General features: G+C 39.4%; 2 protein-coding genes. Both read right to left on the minus strand.

Annotated elements, in window-relative coordinates:
• Positions 1-82: 82 nt before the first annotated feature.
• Entirely contained in the window at positions 83-970 is an 888-nt protein-coding gene (locus BM137_RS11165) for an IS3 family transposase (protein WP_341849607.1), read from the minus strand.
• Positions 874-1629, minus strand: coding sequence for a helix-turn-helix domain-containing protein (locus tag BM137_RS11170; RefSeq protein ID WP_092481239.1), 756 nt, complete (start codon positions 1627-1629; stop codon positions 874-876). The genes BM137_RS11165 and BM137_RS11170 overlap by 97 nt, the downstream gene beginning before the upstream one ends.
• Between the last annotated feature and the right edge of the window lie 59 nt (positions 1630-1688).

Consider the following 1688-nt stretch of genomic DNA (forward strand, 5'->3'; position numbering starts at 1 on the left):
TGAACTGCCCCCTGTCAAGTAGACAGGCAAATAAACAAAATTCTTTGTGCCATGTATGACAGTTGTCATGCATGGCTTTTTTTCATACTGGAATACGTAATCCCATTTTCAATGTCACCCGTCGGGTGTTATAAAATCTGATGTATTGTGAGATATCTTGTTCTAGTGCTTCAAAGCTCGTATAGGTCTTTAAACGATACATCTCTTCTTTGATGGTGCCCCAAAAGTTCTCTATTGGGCCATTATCAATGCATTTACCTACGCGAGACATACTGTGAATCAGCTGATAATGATTGGCAAAGCGCTTGAAGTCATGAGACGTGTACTGAAAACCTCGATCACTATGGAGGAGCGTTTGTGACGGACGAATATCGTCTGCTATTTGCTGGACGGTATCACGAACTAAAGCATTATTATTGTGTCTGGATAACTTGAAGGCGACAATTTTATTCTCTCCATAATCCAATATGGCACTGAGGTAAGCCTTAGATTGGTTGCCATACTTCAATTCAGTCACATCTGTCAGTAAAACTTCCATCGGCTGATATTCCTTGCGGAATTCTCTGTTAAGAATATTCTCAGCGACATGCATTGGTTTATGTGGTTTATAGTTGTACCGTTTCCGACGGATAACGGCTTTCAAATCCAATAGCTTCATCAAACGATAGACACATTTATGGTTCACTTTGGCGTGTAAGAAGTGGTTTAAATAAATGGTCATACGACGATATCCATAAATTCCTTTGTGCTTTTCATAAACTTGAAGGATTGAATCTGTCAGCTTCCGCAACTGTTTTTCCGACCTAGTCGGCTTGCGTTTTAACCATTTATAATACCCAGCTCTGCTTACACCCAAAACTTCACAGAGCTGACTTACTTTGAATCCTTCTTGCTGTAATTTCTTGATCGTTTGGTATTCCGCTTCGTACCTTGTCTGCGTAACATCAACTCTCTTTCCACCTCTTTTAATTTTTTTAACGCTGCGTTCTCTGTTTCTAAATATTCATTACGTGCCTTCAAAGCCGCATTTTCAGCTTGTATTCTTTCTTCTTCTGTTTGAATAGACTCCGGTTTCCTGCGGCCACGTCCATCAACGAGCCCATCGGGGCCGTGTTTCTGATATTTTTGAACCCACTGATAGACACTATTGTAGGCTACCTGGTACTTTTCAGCTGTATCTTTATACGATAAACCATTTTCTAGGCAATCTTTAACAATGTTCATTCTTTCTTCTTGTGTTGTTTTTCGACTTTTCATTGTATACACCTCGGGTTTTGGAGCATAACTCCTGATTTCTTCCCCTTCAGTATACTTGAATATCCAATTTCTAACAGTCTCATGCGCAGGAATGTTATACTTGCGAGCTAATTGTTTGATAGGCGTGCCTGCATTGAAGTATTCTCGAACAATTGTCTCTTTAATTTCTTTACTGTACTGATTGTTTCGAGCTGTGGTTTGTATTCCCGAAAGGCCATGCTCTTGATATCTAAGGACTTTTTGACCGAAGGCCGAATCCGTTAACGATAATCCATGCTCTTTACTTAACTCTTTAAAACTTACACCTTCTTCAAGATATAACAGAATATATCTCTCAAGCTCATCAATAGTATGTTTGCGGTTAGAACGCATAAAAAATCCCCCTAGAGTAGTTTACTTTTTTAAGTGTCTACTTTAGGGGGAGCATATCA

The organism is Desemzia incerta, assembly GCF_900115825.1.
Lineage (GTDB): Bacteria > Bacillota > Bacilli > Lactobacillales > Carnobacteriaceae > Desemzia > Desemzia incerta.

Excerpts from the sequence above, each read along its gene's own strand:
- BM137_RS11170 (WP_092481239.1), bottom strand. The coding sequence starts at position 1,629 with ATGCGTTCTAACCGCAAACATACTATTGATGAGCTTGAGAGATATATT.